We start from the raw sequence: 14,328 nt of genomic DNA on the forward strand, positions 1-14,328 counted from the left end.
ACTCTCCCCTTAATGTGCAAGAATCTTTTGGATCCCATCAGGTTCACCGATGGACTGTATGTCAGCACCTTTGATGATCTTTTTCACCAATCCTGCCAGCACTTTTCCCGCGCCGATTTCCAAATACCGGGTCACCCCGGCTTCGGCCAGATAGCGGACAGATTGCTCCCAGCGCACGGGGTGATCGACTTGCAAGATCAGGTTCTGACGCACGGCAGCGGCATCGGTGGCCGGCTGCGCCGTCACGTTGGCCACCACCGGCACAGCCGGATTATGGATCAAGGCGTTGTTCAGCACTTCGGCCATCTTTTCCGCTGCCGGTTTCATCAGTGAACAATGAAAGGGTGCACTGACATTGAGCGGAATCGCCCGCTTGGCACCGGCACCTTTGGCCAGTTCCATCGCCTTTTCCACAGCCGCCACTTGCCCGGCAATGACCACTTGACCGCCACCATTAAAGTTCGCCGGCTCTACAATGCCGACGGTACTTGCTTCAAGACAAACAGCTTGCACTGCATCGGCTTCCAGCCCCAAAATCGCAGCCATCGTACCGGCACCGGGCGGGACAGCGTCTTGCATCAGTTGACCCCGGATGCGAACAAGACGCAAACCTTCGGCAAAAGTCAGTGCCCCGGCAGCAACCAAAGCCGAATACTCACCCAGGCTGTGTCCGGCCATCATATCGGCTTGGACACCTTGGGCTGCCAAGATGCGGGCAACGGCCGTCGAGACCGTCAACAAAGCCGGTTGCGTATTGGCAGTTAAACGCAGTTCCTCTTCAGGACCTTCAAAACATAGCCGGCTGAGCGAAAAACCCAGCACATCATCAGCTTCCTGAAAAACTTCTCGGGCTTCCGTAAAGGCGGCAGCAAGCTCCGCACCCATTCCGACAAATTGTGATCCTTGCCCCGGGAATAAGAAGGCTACCTTCGCCATGATTACTTTACCTCCAAAATACCCTGGATTCGTTCCAGCGTACGTTGCGCCCCGGCCATGATATCTTCAATAATCGCAGCGGCCGGCATTTCGTTGCAGACCATCGCAGCCACTTGCCCGGCCATCACCGAACCTTGATCAGTATCACCGTTGACCATCGCCATGCGCAATTTGCCGACGCCGAGCTTTTCAAACTCTTCCGCATCGGCAGCCCGTTTTTCCATCTCTTCAAACTGGCGCGAAAGTTTATTTTTGATCACTCGTACAGGATGGCCGGTCGGGCGTCCCGTAACTACCGTGTCGCGATCTTTGGCTTTTAAGACAGCTTGCTTCACGTTCGGATGAATGGTGCATTCTTTGGCACACATAAAGCGCGTCCCCATCTGTACACCGACGGCACCAAGCGCGATAGCAGCGGCGAATTGGCGGCCGTCCGCGATGCCACCGGCGGCAATGACGGGAATCTTGACGGCATCAACCACTTGTGGCACCAGCGCCATTGTCGTCAGTTCACCCACATGGCCACCAGATTCCATTCCTTCCGCGATCAACCCGTCCACACCGGATTTCTCTAACCGCTGCGCTAAAGCAACAGAAGAAACTACCGGAATCACCTTCGTACCGATTTCTTTCAGACGAGCAATGTATTTTCCGGGGTTACCGGCGCCGGTTGTAATCAAAGGTACGCGATGAGCAATAATCACTTCCATAATCTCATCGACATGGGGCGACATGAGCATTACGTTGACGCCGTAGGGCTTATTCGTCCGTTCTTTGATTTTACGGATCTCGTTATCAACCCATTCGGCCGGAGCCTGACCGGCACCGACCAGACCAAGTCCACCGGCTTCGGACACGGCAGCCGCTAATTCCGCTGTCGCCACCCAAGCCATACCACCCTGCAAAATCGGATATTTAATACCCAGCAAATCACATAACGCTGTCTTCATCCAATCCACCTCACACTATCTAACCCACGATCAGGGACGCTGGGCCCACTGAATCGCCATACTCCCCCAGGTAAGTCCGGCACCGAATCCAACAAGGATGATGCGATCACCGGCATTGATCTTGCCTGCACGCACCGCTTCGTCCAACGCCACCGGCAAGGAAGCCGCCGACATGTTGCCATAGCGATCCACGTTTACTTCCACTCGGCTCGGATCGATGCCTAACTTTTTCACAGCCGAATCGATGATGCGCTGGTTCGCCTGGTGAGGAACAAGAAAATCCAAGTCTTCCGGTTGCCACCCCGCTTTTTCTAAAGCGATCGTCGACGCATCATCCATGGCTTTGACGGCAAACTTATAAACTTCCTTGCCGTTCATTTTAACATAATGAGAACGATCTTTGAGCGTTTGTTCACTCACGGGCATACGTGTTCCGCCAGCCGGAATCGAAAGCGCTTTGCCACCCGATCCATCTGCTCCGAGATGAATGGAACGAATCCCTTGACCCGCTGGAACCGGACCCAGCACAGCAGCACCGGCACCATCGCCAAAAAGCACACAAGTATTACGGTCCGTAAAATCGAGGATTCGCGACATCACTTCCGCACCAATGACCAGCACTTTTTCATACATACCGGTCGCGATAAACTGCGAAGCGATAGCCGCGCCGTAAATAAAAGAGGTGCAGGCCGTCTCCAGATCAAAAGCAGCGGCGCGCCGCGCGCCAAGGCGATCGGCAACCAGGCAAGCCGTAGCCGGCAAAAACATATCAAAAGCACAACTGCCGACAATAACCATATCAATTTCTTCAGGGGCTACGCCGGCATTTTCCAGCGCTCGACGTCCCGCTTCAACAGCCAAATCAGAAGTGGCCTGCTCCGGTGCGGCGATCCGCCGCTCACGTATCCCTGTCCGGGTTCGGATCCATTCATCGGAAGTGGCGACGAGGCTTTCCATATCTTTGTTGGTCATGATTTTTTCCGGTAAATAGGAACCGGTACCCCAGAAACCTACATCGCGCAATCCCGCCATATCAATTGCCTTCCTTCCCGGGAAAATGTTGTTTGATCGCCGCAATAAACTGCTGTTCTACACCTTGCTGCGCTACGCGCAAAGCATTTTTAATCGCTTTGGCTTTGGAAGATCCATGACAGATGATCGAAACACCGTTGATCCCCAGCAAAGGTGCGCCACCATGCTCAGCATAATCCAGCTTGCGCATCATGTCTTTGAGCGCCGGTTTGGCCAGCAATGCGCCTAACGAAGCCAAGGCACTTTGCTTCAACGCATCGCGCATCATCGTTCCCAAAGAACTGACAATCCCTTCGCCAAACTTTAGCACAATATTGCCCACAAAACCGTCACAAACAATCACATCAACTTGCCCCGCCAGAATATCACGGCCTTCTACGTTACCGATAAAATTAATGGGGGCACTTTGCAACAGTGGATAGGTGGTTTTTACCAAATCGTTGCCTTTCGATTCTTCCTCTCCAATATTCAACAACGCGACGCGCGGACGAGGAATGCCTAATACTTTTTCCGCATAAACACTACCCATAAGAGCAAATTCATAAAGATTCTTTGGTTTCGCTTCAGAATTGGCACCGGCATCGAGCAGCAATTTGCCGCCGTGCAGCGTAGGCAAAATCGTCGCAATTGCCGGTCGATCGATCCCGGCGATGCGCCCTAACCCCAAAAGTGAAGCGGCCATCTGGGCACCGGTCGATCCTGCCGAGACCAGGGCTTGCGCCCGTCCTTCTTTGACCAGGCGAGTCGCTACAGCAATAGAAGCGTCTTTTTTCCGGCGTAATGCTGTCATTGGCGCTTCATCCATACCGATCACTTCCAGGGCCGGAACGATTTCCAGGCGTTTACGCACCGTTGTTGACGCATCGGCCAATAGCGGCTCAATCGCCGAAGGCTGACCGACGATCAGGATCTTCGTGTCCCGTTCTTCTGCCGCCATCATCGCGCCCCGGACAATTTCCTGGGGAGCGTGATCGCCACCCATCGCATCAAGTGCGATTTGCATTGCCTGTACCTCCCCGTGATCAACCTGCATCATCTTTGGCTACAATATAAAACTTCGCTGAGAAAACAACATCCTCATTGACTTGACTAACCACACGAATCAGATGGCGCGAGCCTACCACGCGCAATACTTCAGCTCGCGCGTCCACCTGCTCACCACGAGTTACGGGCCGGCGGTAACGAACTCGTGCTAAACCGGTAAGCGCAACCGGTGCATCCACGATGGCGATCGCTAAGGAGTTCGCTTGGGAAAACAAATAATGCCCACGGGCTATGGCACGCTTGGTAAAAAGCATATCATCGGTGATGCGTAAGCTCGAAGAACCTTCTCGCCCTAACACCAGATGGGTCAATTCACCAACAATCTCAGCGCCACTGATTGCCCGCACTTGACGCAGTCGCTCGGCGGCTACTTGCCGCGTTCGCTCCCGCAATTCCGGAATGCCGATCTCCATGCGATCCAAACGCACTGTTTGTATGCTCACCCCCAGCAGACGAGCAAGCTCACTGTCCGTTAAAAACAAGTCTTCGTTCAACGCTTGACGCAAGCGATCATGGCGGCTTTCCTTGCTTTCCCGGGCCATCCTATCACCTCACCGGACCCCCTACTGAACATCAAAAAGTTAATTAGTACGTGCTACCAATGAGCAGTATACAAGGTTCATTTCAACATTGCAAGCGCAGACGAGCCATGTATGGGCTTTAAAAAACAAAAAAGTGGCCGTAAACAGCCACTTTTCAGTCATACAACTAGTCTTGCTTAACAACTTCACGGTCACGATAGTAGCCACAGCTCGAGCAAACGCGATGAGGCATCTTCGGCTCTTGGCACTTGGGACACGAGGCGAAGCTGACCATCTCCAGTTTCTGCTGGGCGCGCCGTTGACGGTTGCGCGACTTCGATCTCCGGTGCTGAGGAACACCCATTTTCCTCCACCTCCTTTTTATATTGGCGACCGTTCTTTGTCCATCAGTAACGCTCGCAATGGTGCCATACGTGGGTCATCGGCATCTTGCGCACAGTCGCAGGAACCATGGGCAAGCGATGTACCGCATCGAGGACAAAGACCGGGGCAGTCATCACGACAAAGCACTTTCATCGGCAACGCCAACATCAGTGCATCTCGCAAGGCCGGCGTAAGGTCAAGGGTACGTTCCGTTTCCAAGGGATACCAAAGAAAATCTTCATCTTCCTCGGTCTCCTCATCAGGCGCCTCTGATGACAGCAAAAAAGTGGCATCGACAGGCACAGCCAGAGTCGACTCAACCGGACAAAGACAACGATGGCACGTCGCCTCAAGTGAAACTGTCATCTCCCCTTGAAAGCGGTATCCTCGTTCCTGACGCAGTACTTGCCCCGTTACAGCTATTGGCTGCCGGTAACGGAAATCCGGCTCCAGATCCGGCGCTTCCTGCCATTCTCCGGACCAAGGTTGCGGTAGCCACTGTTCACGAACTTTCCGTAATACGCTTTCACAGACATTCATCGCCAATCACCTCACTGGTAGACAACATCCCATATTATACAAAGTCCGAGTCGCACTGTCAACGGATCCAATAAAATTGCTTTCTACGCATTCTCCCGAGCGATCCGGAACGTATCCTGGGCGATCATCAACTCTTCGTTGGTCGGAATCACAAAAACCCGACAACGACTGTCAACGGCAGAAATATCGCCTTCCCCATCGCGAATATTTTTTTCCTCATCAACAGCAATACCTAAATAGGTAAGATCAGCACAGATTTTGGCACGCATCATCGCTGAATTCTCGCCGATACCGGCCGTAAAGACCAAGGCATCGAGGCCATTCATCGCCGCGGTGTAAGCACCAATATACTTTTTTACCCGGTAGGCAAACATATCAAGGGCCAACCGACAACGGGCATTCCCTTGTTGTGCTTCTCGTTCCAGGTCACGAAAATCGCTGGAAAGCCCCGATACACCGAGAACGCCGCAGCGTTTATTGAGAAAATCACGAACTTGTTCCGATGTGTAACCCTCATGCTCCATGATGAACAATACAGCCGCCGGATCAATGTCGCCGACCCGCGTGCCCATCATTAACCCTTCCAGCGGCGTAAAACCCATCGTTGTATCGATCGATTGACCGCGATCGACGGCGCAAAGAGAAGACCCGTTGCCTAGATGGCACGTGATGATTTTTAACGCTTCCAACGGTTTTTGCATCAATGCCGCCAGCCGCCGGGCCACAAAGCGGTGGGATGTCCCATGGAACCCATAGCGGCGCAAATTATATTTTTCATGAAGCGCCCAAGGAAGCGCATACATATAAGCCGCTTCGGGAATGGACTGGTGAAAAGCGGTATCAAAAACAGCAATCTGGGGAACAGCCGGCAACATCTGCTGACAAGCTTCGATCCCCATCACGGCCGGCGGGTTATGCAACGGCGCAACAGGAAACAGCGACACGATCGCCGCCATCACCTGCTTATCGATCAAAGCAGCGTCGGTAAAGCGGTCACCGCCGTGGGCAACTCGATGGCCAATGGCTTCGATAGCTTGCATCGATGCGATGACACCATGGTTGGGCTCGGTCAAGGCTTTTACCGCTAAGGCGATGGCGGCCATGTGATCGGCGATCGCCTGCCGGATAACCAGGGGTTCCTGGCCGGAAGGGCGATGCGTCAACAAAGAACCGGGCATACCAATCCGCTCAATTAAACCTTTGGCGAGCATCGTTTCGTTGCCCATATCAAACAACTGATACTTCAACGACGAACTGCCTGAATTGATTACCAAGACAATCATCACCGTGCTCCTCCTTGCAAGTTATCCTGGCTGGTTTCTTGTTCCACTATACCGCACCGCCATTGACCTTACAAGATTGGCACGGTCTGAGTACCGGTATCGACGAAAGGCGGCGAGCATTCATTGAAGAAAAGCACCTATGGTTTAATCCTGCTTCTTTTGATCTTTACCCCGATCATGATCATCTATCCGCAAGTCAGCGTCAACGCTGCCCGCGAAGGCTTACAACTTTGGTTGCAGATTGCCTTACCGGCACTGTTCCCCTTCATGGTAGTCACGGAAATCTTCATTCTCTGCCAGTTACCTCAACTCCTAAGCGTTTTTTTTGCACCGTTGATGGGTCCTTTGTTTCGGTTGCCCGGCAGTGCCGGCTTGGCCTTGCTCGTCGGCTTTACGACCGGCTTTCCCATCGGCGCCATTCTCACAGCCCGTCTTGTACAAGAAGGAGCCTTGACAGTTGCCGAAGGTGAGCGACTGGCACTGTTTACGAACAACGCCAGCCCCCTATTTATTCTCGGCGCCGTAGCCACAGGATTGCTTGGTGATCCGCGGCTTGGCGTCATGCTGGCGATATCCCATTACCTGGCCAATTTGCTCGTCGGTCTTTGGTACTGCCGCCGTTGGCCCCCCTCGCCATCGCATCCCAGCCCAAAACAAAAAATAGACCAGCGCCTTTTCGCCCACTGGCGCTGGTGGCGCGCCCGGGCAAGCACTGGTCCTATTTTAGGGCCGGCAATCACCAATGCCATGAACAATATGCTCAAAATTGGCGGTTACCTGATCTTTTTTACGGTCTTTTATCGCTTACTCAACACAAGTTCACTTGTTGAGCAAGTTACCGTCTGGATTGGCTGGGGCCTGGAAAAAATCTCGCTATCGTCCAACCTTGCGCCAGGCATGATCGCCGGATTTTTGGAAATGACCATCGGCTGCCAACTGATCGCGATCAGTGATGCACCATTGGCTGATCGCTTGCTGGTGCTTACGGTGCTGATGGCCTGGGGCGGTTTATCGATTTTCGCCCAAGTAAGTGCATTTCTTACACCAGTCGGTATTTCTATACGTCGTTACTTGCCTGCGCGCCTGTTGCAAAGCACACTGGCAGTCATCCTGATGCAGTTACAGCTACCATGGCTTTCCATCAATGTGACCGCTTCCACAGCATCAGCTAGCTATCCTTCGGCCATGACCTATCTTACCAACACGGGATTAGCCTGGATTACCGGATGTTACCTGGCTTTAGGTATCATACTGCTGGTTTACCCGTTATTACGTCGACAATACTGAAAACAACAAAAGGGGATGATTACGCTTCGCCTTCTCGTTCCCGATAGCTTTTCAATTCTTCCCGGCCACGTTGTACCGAGGAAATCGTTTTATCCATGCTTTGACTGAACTGCCGCATGTTCTGCTCCAGTTGCTTCAGCACATCATCAGCATAAGCCAACGCCTCTTGGCGCAATTCCTGAGCCTTTTGCTGTGCTTCCTTAAGCACTTCATCAGCTTTTTCCTGCGCTAAGCGGTATACTTCTTTTTCTGTCGAAAGATTGGCTACATAGCGCTGGGCATCGTCCATCATCTGGCGACACTGCAATTCTGTATCTTGGAGCATGCGCTGGCGATCACCGGTCACTTGCTTGGCCTGGCGCACTTCCAAGGGAATCTCGGTGCGGACACGATCAATGAGCACAAAAAAATCATCGGGATCAATCATTGCTTTATTGGTCATCGGAATGCGCTTGGCCGTTTCCAGAAGGTTCTCCATCTTATCGAGAATCTTCTCGACCGAACTTTTTCCATCACGGCGCATGCTCAAATCTTCTAATGCCATCGCCATTACTCCCCATTTCTCCCCTTTTCCACTTCATCGTCCGGTTGATCGCAACATTAGCTTCTTCTGTAAACGCTCGTAAACAACGGGCGGCAAATAATCCCGAACATCGCCACCGAGGGACGCCACTTCTTTAACCATAGAACTACTTAAAAAAGCGTAATCAGACTGCGCTGCCAAAAAAACGGTATCTGCCTCGGAATACAACCGTTTGTTCATCATCGACATCTGAAACTCATTTTCAAAATCCGAAACGGCCCGTAAACCACGAATAATCGCCGAAGCCTTCTGGGCACGGACAAAATCAACAAGCAAACCGGAAAAACATTGGACTTGTACATTGGGCCAAAGGGCACAAACATCATCAATCATTTCCATGCGCTCATCCATCGAAAACAACGGCGTTTTCGATGGATTTTTAACGATCGCCACAATCACCTGCGAAAATATATTCGCTGCCCGTTGAATCACATCGATATGACCATTGGTGATTGGATCAAAACTACCCGGATAAATAGCAATTGCCAACGAACTAGCCTCCTCTGTGCCCGAGCAGTTATCCCTGCGGAGCATCAAGGTCATCCCACTGATAATAATGAAGCACTGTATCGCCGTAACGATCGGAGCGCCGTTTACGCAGATGATCAACCATTTCCGGCAACTCTTCATCGCTGGCACTTTCCAGCACCAGCGTTCCCGACGGCGCCAGCAATCCACGAGCCATCAACGGCAATAACGGCAATAACTGGCCCTGGTGATAAGGTGGATCAGCAAAAATCAAATCAAAGGATCGCCCTTCTGCCAACCACTGCTGGCAGGCTACGTATACATCGCGCTTGACGATTTCCCCTTGAAGCATTTTCGTCGTTTGCCTGTTTTTCTCAATTACTTGCCAGGCCGCTTTGGCTTTTTCTACCCAATACACATAGGCGGCACCACGGCTCAACGCCTCAATCCCTAATGCCCCGGTACCGGCATACAAATCCAAACAATGGGCACCAAGCACACGGTGACCTAAGACATTGAACAAAGCTTCTCTGACCCGGTCAGTCGTCGGACGCGTTTGCCATCCTTTGACCGCGACGAGGCGATGGCCCCGGGCCTGTCCGGCAATAACACGCACACCCATTCCTCCCAGCTTGGCATTATGAGCATTATAGCACGGACGGACTCTATCCGACAATTGTCGAGCTTTCCATCACCGATGATTCATGGATATTTTACGTTTTTCAGCGGCAAGCTGAGGAAAGATCCCCTTGCCGTCGCTACAGCGCCAACGAAGGAGGAACAGAAATGGAGCGCAGCGCTCTGTATGAACAACTGGGCATTCGCTTGGACATGGCCGTCGAAGCCCATGAAATCTTGCGCCAAGAACGCAATGCCGATGTACCCGGTGTGCGCATTATTGATGGAAAACACGAACACGCTACGGTCACTACGGTGATCGTCGAATCAGCTGAAGGGGAACAAGCCATGGGTAAGCCGCGCGGCACCTATATCACCATCGACGCTCCGGAGATTCGCGTCAACAATCGGGAGATACACCAGAAGATCGCCGCTGTCGTTGCCTCAGAACTCTCCCGGTTAGCCCGCCTTGGCCCCCAAGATAATGTACTCGTCGTCGGATTAGGCAATTGGCATGCCACGCCCGACGCCTTAGGCCCGAAAGTCGTCGACATGACCCTCGTGACCAGGCACTTGCATAAGTATGCACCGGAAGAACTGCAAGGCGGTTTGCGCTCGGTCAGCGCTTTTGCTCCTGGTGTACTTGGCTTAACCGGTATTGAAACAGCAGAAATGATCAAAGGCGTTGTCGACCGTACCCAGCCCAGCTTGGTCATCGCCATCGATGCCTTAGCTACACGTTCGGTGGAACGCATCGCGACCAGCATCCAATTGGCCGACACCGGCATTCATCCCGGCTCCGGTGTCGGCAACAAGCGATCCGGCATCAACCGTGAAAGCATGGGCGTTCCGGTCATTGCCATGGGCATTCCCACCGTTGTCCACGCCGGCGTGATCGCCCATGAAGCGATTGCCGCACTGCTTCAAGAATTTCAAACGAGCCCTACCCTTTATAAACTTTATAAAGGCATCAACCCGGATGCCTTGCAGTCGATCATTCAAGGTGTCCTTGGCCCCGAAGGCCAGGAGTTAATCATGACTCCCAAAGAGATCGATCAGTTAATTCAAAATACATCCCGCATCGTTGCGGCCGGCATCGGCCAAGCACTTCATCCGGGCATCGACACCAGCGGTTGGACCCAATACCTGCAGTAACTTGACGCAGTCAGGTTAAAAAATATCCAAACCGGCAAACATGGTGCGGATCTTATCGGCCAAAACACGGCTATCCGCCGCTTGTAAATGAGGATCGTTCATTAAATAACGAACGGCCCATTCTCTGGCTTGCGTAATCAAGGAGCTGTCCCGTTCCAGATCGGCCACTTTAAAAGCGGGAATGCCGCTTTGCTTGGTACCGATCATCTCACCAGGCCCACGCAGCTTTAAATCCTCTTCCGCCAGAACAAAGCCATCATCGGTACGCACCATCGCTTGCATCCGCTGCCGACCTTCATCACCTAATTTATCAGCCACAAGCACACAATAAGAGGGGGATTGTCCCCGGCCCACACGGCCGCGCAACTGGTGAAGCTGAGCCAGACCAAAGCGCTGGGCATCTTCAATCACCATCACCGTCGCTTCCGGTACATCGATACCGACCTCCACAACGGTTGTGGCTACTAAAACCGGCGTTTTCCCTTGGGCAAAAGCTTCCATGGCGGCAGCTTTTGCTTCTTTTTTCAGCTTGCCATGAAGCATCCCGACAGCAAGATCGGGAAAAACATCTTCCGATAACACCTTGAAGCGCTGCTCCACCGCTGCAATATCGAGTTCTTCGTTCTCCTCAATCGCCGGACAGACCACGTAGGCTCGGCCCCCTTGCGCGATTTCCCGCCGGATCAACTGCTCGATCCGCGGCCACGCTTTGCTGCTCACATGGGCTGTTTTGATCGGTTGACGCCCCGGCGGACGCTGATCCAGTACAGAAACGTCCAGATCACCGTAGAGCGTCATGGCCAACGTTCGCGGGATCGGTGTGGCCGTCATCACCAGCAGATCAGGCAGTTGGCCCTTGCCCCACAAGGTAGCGCGCTGGCGTACACCAAAACGGTGCTGTTCATCAATGATGACTAGGCCCAACCGCCGGAATACCACATGCTGCTGCAAAAGCGCATGGGTGCCGACAACAATCGAAACAGAACCGTCTTGCAACGCTTTTAGCAGTTCTTCTTTGCGCCGCTTGGTCATTCCCCCCGATAAATGCCCCACCGGAATCCCCATGGGCGCCAGCAACCGCTGCCAATTGATCGCATGTTGTTCCGCTAAGATCTCCGTCGGGGCCATGAAAGCGGCCTGAAATCCGGAAGCGACGGCTTTCACCGCTACCGATGCAGCAACTACGGTCTTACCGGCGCCCACATCACCTTGCAAAAGACGATTCATCGGTGTTGCCCGTTCCATGTCTTGGCTAATTTCTCGAATCACCCGTTGCTGTGCTTCCGTCAAGGGATAAGGCAGCAATTGCCATAACGCTGCCAGTTCCCTTACGGCGGACTGATGCATGACCCCGGTACCACTGGAACCGCGCCGCCGCCGGACCATTTGCCAGGCCATCTGCAGCAAAAAAACCTCAGTAAAAGCCAACCGCCGCCGCCCCGCTTCGGCTTCCGCCAGCGATGTCGGAAGATGAACACAACGCATCGCCTCAGCGATAGTCATCAAACCAAGCTGGGTTTGCACCGAAGCCGGCACTGCATCACGGAGCCGTTCGCCATAATTAGCCAACGCCTGCTGGCAAAGTTGCTGTAATTGCCGCTGGGGCAATCCTTCTGTTGCCGGATAAACCGGTACGATCCCTTGCCGTGCCTCTCCCTGTAGTTCCATATCTTCCACATGCAGTTCTAAGCTATCGCCACGATATTCAGCTTTGCCAAACACCACAACGGCTGTCCCTGGTGGAAAAGTCCGATGCAAGTGCGGACGGTTAAACCAGATTAACGGCAAAATCCCCGTCCCATCATCAAGCTGGGCGCGATAGATAATTAAGCCCGGCCGGGTAGGACGATGTTGTTGGGACCGGATAATCCCGGCCACACCGTAATCACCGGGGCTTTGGACAGAAGCGACAAGCGAAAGGGAACTGCGATCGACATAGCGCGCCGGCAAGTGCCAGAGCAGATCAGCGACCGTTTCGATACCTAATTTTTTTAACCGTCCTGCCCGCTGCGGCCCAACGCCACGCATAAACTGAATCGGTACATCGCCATCGTTCACCTTCTTAAGTGGACGCGGTTGTATCGTTGGTTCTGCTTCCTTCACCGGCGGATCATGGAACAAGCCCGTACGCAGTTCCGCCTCCGTTAATAGCTGATCAAACTGTTCTAACAATGCTTGACGCTCACCGGTAGATAAACGCTGATAATCGGCTAAGCGACTTTCCCAGATTGCCAGCTTCGCTCCCCAGGCAGCTGCATCAGGATTCAAGCACGCCCGCAGATGCTTCAATAACATCCGTCCATGAGCAGCATAACCACCGACAACACTTCCGTCGGTACAACCGAATTGTCGCTCACGGCTGGTTACCTGACGCAAAGCACTCCATAACTCCTGCCAACGCATGATCGCTGCTCCCATCTGCCATTGTTTTTTTCCTCCCGATCATCATCAGGCTAAAAAAAAACCCGCCTAAGCGGGTGACCCTTCCTGCAAACGATTTAACTCTGCAAGCAAAGCCTCCAAGTTGAGAGAATGCATCCGCGCACCTTCTTCAATCGTCTCCATGGACGCTCCCATACAAAAAATACAACTCATGCCATGACGCGCTAAAATCTCCTCGGCACCAGGATACCGCTGGAGTAAATCCATTAGCTTCATGTCCTTGCTGATCATCATGGTATTTTCCTCCTTCGCTCTTCGCTTTTCTTCACGTACTCGTTTCGCCACAATCCCGGTAAAATCCTTTGTTCAAATTGTTCTAAATCTAGACCTTGCCAAAGGCACTCACATTTGCTAAAATACATGAGTGATCTCGGTGACCCGTGAGGAGGTGGAATTATGGCACGTAAATGCGCCATTTGCGGTAAAGGGGTACAAGTCGGCATGCAAGTAAGTCACTCGCATATCCGTACAAAACGCACTTGGTCCCCGAACTTGCAACGAGTTCGCGCGATCGTGGACGGCACCCCGACTCGCCTGAACGTTTGCACGCGCTGCCTCCGTTCCGGCAAAGTCCAACGCTCGGTTTAATATGCCCAGCATATGTATCCTTAACGGATGAAAAATCCCTTTGACCATGTGTCAAGGGGATTTTTGTTTTCTGCCGACCTTTCCACTTTTTCACCTACGATCAGAGGAAAGCGGCCATCAACGCATTGACAACCGCTTTCCTGGCTCACTTACTTTCCATAATAGCATCGAATCTCTTCTTTATAGTCTTCAATCAATTGTACAACTTGAGGAAATCCGGTTTGAACCGACAGTTCATTTTTTTCACGGGCCGCTGCTTCCAGCACTTTCGCCAAAGCAGTGACATCCTTCAGATGCAAATTCGCTGCGGAACCTTTGAGATCATGAAAAAGCTTTTTCAACTCTTCGTAATCCATGGAGGGCATCGCACGCTTACAATCAGCCAGCGTCTCATCAGCCTCTTCAAAAAAAGCTTCAAAGATGTCTTCCAGTTCTTCCGGTTCCAAAAGAAGCGCCTCCGCCACCTTAACAATGTCGATGGTCATCATTCATCATCT

The 14,328-nt window shown here is 52.7% G+C and carries 17 protein-coding genes; 3 read left to right on the forward strand and 14 right to left on the reverse strand.

Annotated features, from left to right (window positions below):
* Positions 1–9 precede the first annotated feature (9 nt).
* The 8 genes from fabD to EDD73_RS09370 form a co-directional block, all read right to left on the reverse strand.
* Positions 10–936, reverse strand: a complete 927-nt coding sequence (gene fabD / locus EDD73_RS09335) for an ACP S-malonyltransferase (protein WP_131919523.1) — start codon at positions 934–936, stop codon at positions 10–12.
* Positions 937–938: 2 nt separating this feature from the next.
* Complete coding sequence (gene fabK / locus EDD73_RS09340) at positions 939–1,886, reverse strand: enoyl-[acyl-carrier-protein] reductase FabK (RefSeq protein WP_131919524.1); 948 nt, start codon at positions 1,884–1,886, stop codon at positions 939–941.
* 30 nt (positions 1,887–1,916) lie between these two features.
* A complete protein-coding gene (locus tag EDD73_RS09345) occupies positions 1,917–2,909 on the reverse strand; it encodes a beta-ketoacyl-ACP synthase III (protein ID WP_279222099.1) in 993 nt (330 codons plus the stop codon).
* A gap of 10 nt (positions 2,910–2,919) precedes the next feature.
* A complete protein-coding gene (gene plsX, locus EDD73_RS09350; RefSeq protein WP_131919526.1) occupies positions 2,920–3,921 on the reverse strand; it encodes a phosphate acyltransferase PlsX in 1,002 nt (333 codons plus the stop codon).
* Between the two features lie 19 nt (positions 3,922–3,940).
* Positions 3,941–4,504 (reverse strand): transcription factor FapR, encoded by a 564-nt coding sequence (fapR, locus tag EDD73_RS09355; RefSeq protein WP_131919527.1) that lies wholly within the window; start codon positions 4,502–4,504, stop codon positions 3,941–3,943.
* Between the two features lie 166 nt (positions 4,505–4,670).
* Entirely contained in the window at positions 4,671–4,847 is a 177-nt protein-coding gene (gene rpmF / locus EDD73_RS09360) for a 50S ribosomal protein L32 (RefSeq protein ID WP_131919528.1), read from the reverse strand.
* A gap of 17 nt (positions 4,848–4,864) precedes the next feature.
* Positions 4,865–5,407: a YceD family protein gene (locus EDD73_RS09365; RefSeq protein ID WP_131919529.1), complete on the reverse strand. Its 543-nt coding sequence runs from the start codon at positions 5,405–5,407 to the stop codon at positions 4,865–4,867.
* A gap of 83 nt (positions 5,408–5,490) precedes the next feature.
* A complete protein-coding gene (locus EDD73_RS09370; RefSeq protein ID WP_131919530.1) occupies positions 5,491–6,690 on the reverse strand; it encodes an acetate/propionate family kinase in 1,200 nt (399 codons plus the stop codon).
* Between the two features lie 123 nt (positions 6,691–6,813).
* Between EDD73_RS09370 and EDD73_RS09375 the strand changes: the two genes are divergently transcribed.
* Entirely contained in the window at positions 6,814–7,977 is a 1,164-nt protein-coding gene (locus EDD73_RS09375) for a hypothetical protein (RefSeq protein WP_131919531.1), read from the forward strand.
* A gap of 19 nt (positions 7,978–7,996) precedes the next feature.
* Here EDD73_RS09375 and EDD73_RS09380 read toward each other — a convergent pair whose 3' ends face one another.
* From EDD73_RS09380 to rsmD, 3 genes are read right to left on the reverse strand one after another with little or no spacing between them, the layout of a single operon-like run.
* Positions 7,997–8,521 carry an ATPase gene (locus EDD73_RS09380; protein ID WP_131919532.1) on the reverse strand — a complete coding sequence of 175 codons (525 nt, stop codon included), beginning with the start codon at positions 8,519–8,521 and terminating at the stop codon, positions 7,997–7,999.
* Positions 8,522–8,554: 33 nt separating this feature from the next.
* The gene (gene coaD / locus EDD73_RS09385; protein WP_131919533.1) at positions 8,555–9,049 is read right to left on the reverse strand and encodes a pantetheine-phosphate adenylyltransferase; all 495 of its coding nucleotides are present in this window, start codon (positions 9,047–9,049) and stop codon (positions 8,555–8,557) included.
* A gap of 28 nt (positions 9,050–9,077) precedes the next feature.
* Positions 9,078–9,644 carry a 16S rRNA (guanine(966)-N(2))-methyltransferase RsmD gene (rsmD, locus tag EDD73_RS09390; protein ID WP_131919534.1) on the reverse strand — a complete coding sequence of 189 codons (567 nt, stop codon included), beginning with the start codon at positions 9,642–9,644 and terminating at the stop codon, positions 9,078–9,080.
* Positions 9,645–9,814: 170 nt separating this feature from the next.
* On the opposite strand from rsmD, the gene gpr reads away from it, so the two are divergent.
* Entirely contained in the window at positions 9,815–10,801 is a 987-nt protein-coding gene (gpr, locus tag EDD73_RS09395) for a GPR endopeptidase (protein ID WP_131919535.1), read from the forward strand.
* Between the two features lie 15 nt (positions 10,802–10,816).
* On the opposite strand, the gene recG is transcribed toward gpr, so the two are convergent.
* Positions 10,817–13,204 carry an ATP-dependent DNA helicase RecG gene (gene recG / locus EDD73_RS09400; protein WP_131919536.1) on the reverse strand — a complete coding sequence of 796 codons (2,388 nt, stop codon included), beginning with the start codon at positions 13,202–13,204 and terminating at the stop codon, positions 10,817–10,819.
* A gap of 66 nt (positions 13,205–13,270) precedes the next feature.
* Complete coding sequence (locus EDD73_RS09405) at positions 13,271–13,477, reverse strand: DUF1858 domain-containing protein (protein ID WP_243116868.1); 207 nt, start codon at positions 13,475–13,477, stop codon at positions 13,271–13,273.
* Positions 13,478–13,639: 162 nt separating this feature from the next.
* Here EDD73_RS09405 and rpmB point away from each other — a divergent pair, with 162 nt between their 5' ends.
* The gene (rpmB, locus tag EDD73_RS09410; protein WP_131919537.1) at positions 13,640–13,831 is read left to right on the forward strand and encodes a 50S ribosomal protein L28; all 192 of its coding nucleotides are present in this window, start codon (positions 13,640–13,642) and stop codon (positions 13,829–13,831) included.
* A 149-nt stretch (positions 13,832–13,980) separates the two neighbouring features.
* On the opposite strand, the gene EDD73_RS09415 is transcribed toward rpmB, so the two are convergent.
* The gene (locus EDD73_RS09415; RefSeq protein WP_165876431.1) at positions 13,981–14,316 is read right to left on the reverse strand and encodes an Hpt domain-containing protein; all 336 of its coding nucleotides are present in this window, start codon (positions 14,314–14,316) and stop codon (positions 13,981–13,983) included.
* Positions 14,317–14,328 lie beyond the last annotated feature (12 nt).

It is taken from the genome of Heliophilum fasciatum, assembly GCF_004341395.1.
Taxonomy (GTDB): Bacteria; Bacillota; Desulfitobacteriia; order Heliobacteriales; family Heliobacteriaceae; genus Heliophilum; species Heliophilum fasciatum.

Bases quoted from the DNA above. Each gene is read 5' to 3' on its own strand.
- rpmB (WP_131919537.1), top strand. From the start codon at position 13,640: ATGGCACGTAAATGCGCCATTTGCGGTAAAGGGGTACAAGTCGGCATG.
- fabD (WP_131919523.1), bottom strand. From the start codon at position 936: ATGGCGAAGGTAGCCTTCTTATTCCCGGGGCAAGGATCACAATTTGTC.
- plsX (WP_131919526.1), bottom strand. From the start codon at position 3,921: ATGCAAATCGCACTTGATGCGATGGGTGGCGATCACGCTCCCCAGGAA.
- EDD73_RS09415 (WP_165876431.1), bottom strand. From the start codon at position 14,316: ATGACCATCGACATTGTTAAGGTGGCGGAGGCGCTTCTTTTGGAACCG.
- EDD73_RS09380 (WP_131919532.1), bottom strand. From the start codon at position 8,521: ATGGCATTAGAAGATTTGAGCATGCGCCGTGATGGAAAAAGTTCGGTC.
- gpr (WP_131919535.1), top strand. From the start codon at position 9,815: ATGGAGCGCAGCGCTCTGTATGAACAACTGGGCATTCGCTTGGACATG.
- recG (WP_131919536.1), bottom strand. From the start codon at position 13,204: ATGCGTTGGCAGGAGTTATGGAGTGCTTTGCGTCAGGTAACCAGCCGT.
- EDD73_RS09405 (WP_243116868.1), bottom strand. From the start codon at position 13,477: ATGATGATCAGCAAGGACATGAAGCTAATGGATTTACTCCAGCGGTAT.
- rpmF (WP_131919528.1), bottom strand. From the start codon at position 4,847: ATGGGTGTTCCTCAGCACCGGAGATCGAAGTCGCGCAACCGTCAACGG.
- EDD73_RS09365 (WP_131919529.1), bottom strand. From the start codon at position 5,407: ATGAATGTCTGTGAAAGCGTATTACGGAAAGTTCGTGAACAGTGGCTA.
- fapR (WP_131919527.1), bottom strand. From the start codon at position 4,504: ATGGCCCGGGAAAGCAAGGAAAGCCGCCATGATCGCTTGCGTCAAGCG.
- fabK (WP_131919524.1), bottom strand. From the start codon at position 1,886: ATGAAGACAGCGTTATGTGATTTGCTGGGTATTAAATATCCGATTTTG.
- EDD73_RS09370 (WP_131919530.1), bottom strand. From the start codon at position 6,690: ATGATTGTCTTGGTAATCAATTCAGGCAGTTCGTCGTTGAAGTATCAG.